Source organism: Denitrificimonas caeni DSM 24390 (assembly GCF_000421765.1).
GTDB classification, from domain to species: Bacteria; Pseudomonadota; Gammaproteobacteria; order Pseudomonadales; family Pseudomonadaceae; genus Denitrificimonas; species Denitrificimonas caeni.
On record NZ_ATXQ01000008.1, the window covers coordinates 151220 to 158325 of the forward strand.

Below are 7106 nucleotides of genomic sequence, written 5' to 3' on the forward strand. Positions count from 1 at the left end.
GGAGGATGACGTTATGGCATCAGTACGCGCAAGAAATGGAAAGCTGGTTGTTGATTTTCAATATATGGGGCAGAGGTGTCGTGAGCAGACAGTGCTTGATGATACGCCGGCTAATCATCGCAAGCTTATGCATGCGATGACAAAAATAGAGGCTGAAATAACCCTAGGTATTTTTGAGTACGGGACGTATTTCCCGAAAAGTAAAAAAGCCAAACAATTCAGCAATATTAGGCAAAAAGTTGAGGCTGCTAAAAGTGGTACGCCTCTATTTGAAGACTTTGCTAAAACTTGGTTTTATGAAAGACAAATCGAATGGAGGGATAGTTACCAGAGAAAAATTCAGACCATGCTAGATAAATATTTAATGCCGTTTTTTGCATTAAAAAATATTGAACAAATTACTAAGCCAGATCTTCTAGAGTTCCGCGCCTCTCTCGCCAAAGTGAAACACGGAACACACCAGAAGAGTCTGGCAGCATCAAGGATCAACCAGATCATGACACCACTAAGAATGATACTTGAAGAAGCTGCTGATAGGTATGGTTTTGAAACGCCTTACCGAGGCATTAAAAACTTAAAAGAAAAGAGAACTGAGATTGTACCTTTTGATTTGGATGAGATTTATCGGTTTCTAGCCACTGTTAGGCCTGATTTTAAAAATTACTACACAGTACGTTTTTTTACAGGCTTAAGGACGAGTGAGATTGATGGGTTGCGCTGGCGCAACGTTGATCTTGAACGCCAAGAAATTTATATCAAGGAAGCTCTTGTAGACGGCAAGTTGGGTGATACAAAAACAGCTGATTCTAATCGGACTGTAAAAATGTCTTCTCAGGTTTATGAGGCTCTACAAAAGCAACATGTAGTAACCGCTGGTTGGGCTGATTATGTGTTTTGCGACAATGTGGGTAAACCCTTTGATTACCGCAATGTTAATCGCAGAATCTGGCATCCAACGTTAAAGCTTTTACAGATTAAGCCGCGCAGTGCTTATCAGACGCGGCATACCGCAGCCAGTTTATGGCTGGCATCTGGTGAGAACCCCGAGTGGATAGCTAAGCAGCTAGGTCACTCGAATACTGAAATGTTGTTTAGAGTGTATAGCAATTATGTGCCTGATTTATTACGTAAGGACGGTACTGCTTTTGAGGCATTGATACAGCGCAGTGCTGTAGAGCTAGAGGAGTATGAGGAATGAGTGCAGTCTTCTCGCATTTTAGAATCACAGTACTCGGCTGCTTGCTGACAAAACAACTGAATCAAACCTCCAATACTAAGCAAAAGGAAGGCTCATATGCTTAATTTAACCTGCAGTATCTATCGTCGTTTAGCAAAAGCTATGCAGCATGCGATGCAGATTCCAGAAGGCGATGCATTGGTTTTTTTAATAGGTAAAGGCAACGAGCACAGCAATCTTGAAGCTCTTGAGACGTGGGTAAGAGAGACACTGTGCACTCTAGACGAAGAGTGCGGTGTAGCAATGCTACCGTTTTTACTCGATCGTTTAGAGCAGACTATGAATCAGTGGAGTGCAGCATAATGAACCAGTTTAATTTTGATTTAGATGATTTTGAAATGGTTACGCCTACTGATGTGACTGGCTGTATACGAACACGCAAGCTCTATCCTGTTTCGACACAGGAATCGAGTATTTGCGTTAGCTTTGCAAATTTGAATCTATGCTGTTCTGTGCTGCTTGATGTTGCAGACCACTCTGCATATTTTGATACGGTAGGTGATGTGCCTGTTTCTTTAACGCTGGTGCAGCACAATAATAGTGATAGCTATGTTGGTACGAACTTGAAAATATTGCATCGGTTTAACACGCTAGATCATCTGCCTTATACGAGCGTTCCAGTGCGTGAGTTACTTACAAGCACACAGGAATGGCTTGATAAATGCCCATACGAGACACTGAGAAAATTTGCATATCAAGTACTTGGAAACCCTAGTATTGGCGGTTTGTTTTTTAGTATTCCAGTCAGTAAGGATAGACATTTCAGTGAACCGGGTGGGCTTGCTAGACATAGCCTGGAAGTAGCACAGATGGTTTATGGCTCAACTATGTGCTTTGCAGAGCACGAGCGTTGGCTTGCTGCAGTTGCAGGTCTATTCCATGAGATTGGCCGCGTATATATCAATACAGCTAATGACACGCCAAAGGCAACTGCAGGTCTAGTTTCTTATGAGGTGCTCAATTTTGAAGTGCTTGGTCCAGCGTTACAACTGTTTGAGAAAGAGTGGGCTGATGGTGCTGAAGCAATCAGGCATATGCTTGAGAGCCTTTGTAAAACACGTAAAAACGGCCCTCACTTGCCAATTACTTTCAGTATCCGTAGTGCTGATTTGATGAGTATGACCAACAATCAGCGTCATAGGGCATTTCAGGATAAGCAGCCATCAGAAAGGTTTGCGAGATTAGGGGGCTCACAGTCTGAAGTGTTTTGGCAGCTTGGCGAGCCATAAAGCAACACCGCCCCTTGGTTTGTAATGAGCCAGGGGTATCGGTTACTAAATGGAGCTTGGCGTCATTCAGTGCTGATCTACATTTAAACTAACGGCTAAGATTTTTTAGTATTGGTTTAGATGTAACAAGATTATGTCGTTTTTTAGTCTGATACCGACTGTTAATGGCCACTGGCACCAGCTTGTTAGGTGTTATTTTACGGAATAAATGTCTGGCACATTGGGTTGCGTACGCGGGTGTAAAAGTAGAGAGGAGGTAGTAGTTGTGCTCAGGCAGGTACTGAACTGTTAACTGCGCATTTCACTAGAAAAAAGCTGCACAAGCTCATTTGCGTGAGCACCATAGGCATCTAACCCGTTGAGCAGGTCAGCCTCTAAAAAAGGTAGCTTGATCTTTCGTGAGACTTTATCTGACTCCTCGATAGCGCTGGGTATAGTCAGTCTAATTTTAGCTAATTTAGAAAGCCTAGTAGCGGTGCTGCTATCCCCGCGTTTAATTTTATTGTGCATATAAGCCCCGCAGGTTTTTGATTTTATCTGAGTTATAAAGTGTTTGTGTTTGCTAATCAAATCAAGCGCAAAAGTGAGAAAAAAATAGAGCAGCAATAGCCCGTTGACAATGAGTTCGCTGAGCGAACTCATTTTGGGTTGCTCTGGTAGCGTGGAGCAAGCTCTCCATGCCACTACATGTTTAATCACTATAGGTGTTTTTCAAAAGCAGACTAACTGCATCAGCATCAATCAACCGCTTATTATCAAGATCAAATGGACTTCCCGCAGTTCAACAGTCTCTCAATCGTCTGACTGAAACTGATTAAGGTATACATCAAAAAGACTATGCGGATTATGCATAAAACATATTTAAGAACCATCTATAGCAGACTGCAATAGCAGAACAACTCAAAACAGACTGCTGGTGAGAAATGTTCCTACGTGCTTATCTTCGCGCATCCACAACTGAACAAAATACCGAGCGTGCAAAAAAATTACTAATTGTATTCGCTGCTGACCATGGGAAAAAGATCGCATCATTTTACGTTGAGAATGAATCAGGTGCGACACTCACCAGGCCTGAACTGATGAGATTGGTTTCAGACGCTGGCGAAGGTGGCGTTATTTTTGTTGAACAAATTGATCGTCTGGCACGCTTGAAACAAACTGGCTGGGAAACACTTAATTTTATGTTGGCGAAAAAGAAGCTGATGATTGTCTCGCTGGAATTATCGGTAGATTATTGCTTAAACTTATCTGAATGCAGTAGCCTTTGCCATGTTTAACATCTTATAGCTGTTCATTTTTCACCATAAAAGTGTCGGAGTTAGTCAGATCCGATCAGTTGAATCAACCAGTTTCTAGTAAGTTCTTTGCATAGGCTGTCTATCTGTTATACGACTTTAAAACTCATAGAACACATTACACGAATGTAATATTAGAGTCACTGTACTGAAAGTATCCATTATGTATAGTTTTATAACAATTAATGGAGATAGTTATGAATATCACTAAATCGATAATAGCAATTATTCTATTCAGCTCGACTCAGTTAGCTTTTTCTAAATCATCAGTTGAGCCGATTAATCAAAAAGATCAACAGCAAAATATAGAGATAATGCGTAAATACGCTATAGAAAACAATAAAATAGAGCCTATGGTTGTTGATTATAAGTATGGAATGGAAATTGATGTAGCTAGACTTATACACCAAACAAGAAATATTGAAGTTTGTGGCAATTTCAAGAAAATAATGAGTTACGAAGATTCTCAAGGAGAGTTGCATTCTGTTCGTTATACGCAACTTGGTGACTGTCCTAGCAATCGTGGAGGATAAGTTCTTATATTGGATTTAAGAACTAATACTTTTAGCTAGGTAAAGTACTGATTCTATATCTGCTGTTCTATATAGACTCAGTTAGAATTCAAGTTAGTGTGTTGCGTGAGACCACCCAAACATGCTGCTAGGTGCAAAGCCATGGTCAAAGCCCATAAAGTAACAAGCCAGTCACAATTTCTTCTTCGACGTAAGCTGGCAGTCGAGGGTTTAACTGATATTCAGTGGGAGAACTTTATCCAAGAACTGAATAATCACCCTTGTGTTGATTTCGCTGAAGGCAAGCCGGAAGGTCAATTGATTGTCACGTTCGATGGCACACATTGGTCCACTGACGAACTGATAGACCTTATTGAGGCACGTGGCAGCCGTTTAAAAGCCGGTTGGTGGCAGCGTCAAAGGCTCGCGTGGTACAGGTTCACTGACGAAAATGTTCGTGCGAATGCCAAGCATGTGCCTAGCTGCTGCTCAAAACCCCCTTCTATTATGAAAAAGTAATAGGAGGGCAAATCAGCGGGTAACAAGGCACCGCCACTTGCTACTAGAGATGGCCATGCTTGGCACTATTATAGATATTTAACATGCAAATTTGAGGATAACTCCATGATTGAAGGACATATGTTTGGCAACACAATGTGGGCTGGACACTGGCTATGGATGCTGGTCATGGCCATTTTAGTGGTTGTGCCGGCTTGGCGAATTTGCCAGCGTATCGGTTACTCGGGTTGGATGGAAATCCTGATTCTTATTCCAATGCTGAACCTGGTTTTCCTATACTTTATTGCGTTTGCGGACTGGCCGGCGGACAAAGCAGAGGAGCGGAATGAGTGAGAAGTACGGCTGCTTGAAATAATCACCGGGTACGCCCATCAGTTCCTTGCTCCGCTTACTGCGCTTAAGGGTTGAAGACATGCAGTTGCATCAAGTCTGCATACCCACGCAATCGCTATCACGTAAAAAACGTTTATCTAAATTCTGAAACTACTAATTATTCCGCCGGTGACGATGGGTAAGTACCAGGCATCAGCGGTGGAGTACAAACGGAGAAAAAGAACGTCAGGTGCATAAGGCACGACGTATCAGTACTCGTAATGTTCACACTTTCGGTTTGTCCGTCAGCAGCGGAAGCAAGTACGTCATAACTGTCCTGCTGACCACTTTCCATGCTGGGCATTTACGGAACGGATATGCCGATGATCACGTCAAAACTATTGCTTCCAGAATGCTCTATCCACTCTAGTACAGCACGAGCAGCTGAGGCTCCTGTAAACATTCGTGGTTGCTAGGCTTTGCTCGATGTTGTTGTCGAGGACCTCGAAGCTTGTAGCTTGAAACTTACTGAGACGGTACCGACTGCGAGAGCCACTAAGTTGATGATCATTAGTTTTCTCATGATGAATAGCGTTAATTAAGCAACAATATATATATCCGATTGTCTAACTATTATGCTTCGACGGTAGAGCTGCGAAAGGATCAGGATAAAAAGTTAGGCGGGGTGTCAGGGCGTTGGGATTTTAAAGTGGTTGCAGCTTTTACAGGGTGAATTGGGTCAAATATGATTCACTCAGTGTTCACGTTGATTTCAACTTCATTGGCATCTGACCGCGAGATTCCAGCTGTAATCCCCCCATTTTCCACAGTGCTCATTTGTAGAATTTAAGCTGCCTGTAATAACTGCCTTGGCGGTACTCCTCCGATAGCAGTGTGAGGGCGTTCGTTGTTATACGTCCAAAGCCATTGTGTAGCAAGTTCTTGAGCCTGTTCAATGCTGTCAAAGATGTTTAAATCTAACCATTCATGACGCACTGTTCGGTTAAAACGCTCAACATAAGCATTCTGTGTCGGTTTGCCTGGTTGGATATACTGCAAGGTAATTTGCTGCTCTTTAGCCCAGTCCTTTATTGTTTCAGAAATGTACTCAGGGCCATTGTCACAGCGTATTGCGTTTGGCTTACCGCGCCACTCAATGATTTGCTCTAACGATCGAATAACTCGTGCGCTAGGCAAAGATAAATCAACATCTATAGCCAAGCATTCGCGATTAAAATCATCGATGACATTAAAGGTTCTGATGCTGCGGCCACTGGCTAAACTGTCTGACATAAAATCCATTGACCAGACATCGTTAATAGTCGTTGGAACCCTCAGCGCGTCAGGCTTATCTCGCTTGATGCGTTTTCTGGGTTTGATACGCAAGTTCAGCTCCAGCTCACAGTAAATACGGTAAACGCGCTTATGGTTCCATTTAAAACCTTTGACATTACGCAGGTACAAAAAGCATAGGCCAAATCCCCAACGCTTTTTATTGTCGGTTAATCGAAGCAGCCAGTCGGCAATCTGCTCGTTCTCAGCATTGAGCTTGCTTTGATAGTAAAAACAGCTCTCGCTAATACCTAGACAGAGGCAAGCAAGGCGAATGCTGATGGCATGTTTGATTATCGCCTCTTTCGCCATCTCCTTGCGCAGGGATGGCTTTAGAGCTTTCCCTCAAGAGCTTCCAATCGAATCTCAGCTTTGAGGCGCTCTTCCGCATACATTTTTTTGAGCCGACGGTTCTCTTCTTCAAGCTCTTTCATGCGCTTCATGAGCGAAGTGTCCATGCCGCCATATTTTGAGCGCCACTTGTAGAACGAAGCTGAGCTAATACCATGCTCACGGCATAGTTCAGGGACTGGAACTCCAGCCTCATTTTGTTTGAGAATTGCCATAATCTGGCTCTCAGTGAATTTTGATTTGCGCATAGAAAACTCCTTGAGTTTATATTAATGGAATTTTCTACAAATAGCCTCTGTGGTTTTGAGGGGGGATTACA

General features: G+C 42.8%; 9 protein-coding genes. 7 read left to right on the top strand and 2 right to left on the bottom strand.

Annotated elements, in window-relative coordinates; all coding sequences use genetic code 11:
* The first annotated feature begins 13 nt into the window (after positions 1-13).
* The 3 genes from H591_RS0112050 to H591_RS0112060 all read left to right on the top strand — a co-directional run bounded on the left by H591_RS0112050 (position 14) and on the right by H591_RS0112060 (position 2466).
* Positions 14-1198: an Arm DNA-binding domain-containing protein gene (locus H591_RS0112050; protein ID WP_022967214.1), complete on the top strand. Its 1185-nt coding sequence runs from the start codon at positions 14-16 to the stop codon at positions 1196-1198.
* 96 nt (positions 1199-1294) lie between these two features.
* The gene (locus H591_RS0112055) at positions 1295-1540 is read left to right on the top strand and encodes a hypothetical protein (RefSeq protein ID WP_022967216.1); all 246 of its coding nucleotides are present in this window, start codon (positions 1295-1297) and stop codon (positions 1538-1540) included.
* Positions 1540-2466 (top strand): hypothetical protein, encoded by a 927-nt coding sequence (locus H591_RS0112060; RefSeq protein ID WP_022967217.1) that lies wholly within the window; start codon positions 1540-1542, stop codon positions 2464-2466. The genes H591_RS0112055 and H591_RS0112060 overlap by 1 nt, the downstream gene beginning before the upstream one ends.
* Before the next feature lie 288 nt (positions 2467-2754).
* Here the strand turns inward: H591_RS0112060 and H591_RS16105 are convergent, their stop codons facing one another.
* On the bottom strand, positions 2755-3108 hold the full coding sequence (locus tag H591_RS16105; protein ID WP_022967218.1) for a hypothetical protein: 354 nt from the start codon (positions 3106-3108) through the stop codon (positions 2755-2757).
* Positions 3109-3389: 281 nt separating this feature from the next.
* Here H591_RS16105 and H591_RS15410 point away from each other — a divergent pair, with 281 nt between their 5' ends.
* From H591_RS15410 to H591_RS0112085, 4 genes are all read left to right on the top strand, one after another.
* The gene (locus H591_RS15410; protein WP_022967219.1) at positions 3390-3743 is read left to right on the top strand and encodes a recombinase family protein; all 354 of its coding nucleotides are present in this window, start codon (positions 3390-3392) and stop codon (positions 3741-3743) included.
* A 215-nt stretch (positions 3744-3958) separates the two neighbouring features.
* Entirely contained in the window at positions 3959-4294 is a 336-nt protein-coding gene (locus tag H591_RS0112075) for a DUF2790 domain-containing protein (protein ID WP_022967220.1), read from the top strand.
* 141 nt (positions 4295-4435) lie between these two features.
* Complete coding sequence (locus H591_RS0112080) at positions 4436-4792, top strand: hypothetical protein (RefSeq protein WP_022967221.1); 357 nt, start codon at positions 4436-4438, stop codon at positions 4790-4792.
* A gap of 105 nt (positions 4793-4897) precedes the next feature.
* Positions 4898-5125, top strand: a complete 228-nt coding sequence (locus H591_RS0112085) for a hypothetical protein (RefSeq protein WP_022967222.1) — start codon at positions 4898-4900, stop codon at positions 5123-5125.
* Between the two features lie 825 nt (positions 5126-5950).
* On the opposite strand, the gene H591_RS0112090 is transcribed toward H591_RS0112085, so the two are convergent.
* Positions 5951-7035 (bottom strand): IS3 family transposase gene (locus H591_RS0112090; protein ID WP_156853214.1). Its coding sequence is split into 2 segments (ribosomal slippage): positions 5951-6774 and positions 6774-7035, totalling 1086 coding nucleotides; the frame shifts between segments, so codons are not numbered across the junction.
* Positions 7036-7106: the final 71 nt, after the last annotated feature.

Excerpts from the sequence above, each read along its gene's own strand:
- H591_RS0112050 (WP_022967214.1), top strand. The coding sequence starts at position 14 with ATGGCATCAGTACGCGCAAGAAATGGAAAGCTGGTTGTTGATTTTCAA.
- H591_RS0112055 (WP_022967216.1), top strand. The coding sequence starts at position 1,295 with ATGCTTAATTTAACCTGCAGTATCTATCGTCGTTTAGCAAAAGCTATG.
- H591_RS0112060 (WP_022967217.1), top strand. The coding sequence starts at position 1,540 with ATGAACCAGTTTAATTTTGATTTAGATGATTTTGAAATGGTTACGCCT.
- H591_RS16105 (WP_022967218.1), bottom strand. The coding sequence starts at position 3,108 with ATGAGTTCGCTCAGCGAACTCATTGTCAACGGGCTATTGCTGCTCTAT.
- H591_RS15410 (WP_022967219.1), top strand. The coding sequence starts at position 3,390 with ATGTTCCTACGTGCTTATCTTCGCGCATCCACAACTGAACAAAATACC.
- H591_RS0112075 (WP_022967220.1), top strand. The coding sequence starts at position 3,959 with ATGAATATCACTAAATCGATAATAGCAATTATTCTATTCAGCTCGACT.
- H591_RS0112080 (WP_022967221.1), top strand. The coding sequence starts at position 4,436 with ATGGTCAAAGCCCATAAAGTAACAAGCCAGTCACAATTTCTTCTTCGA.
- H591_RS0112085 (WP_022967222.1), top strand. The coding sequence starts at position 4,898 with ATGATTGAAGGACATATGTTTGGCAACACAATGTGGGCTGGACACTGG.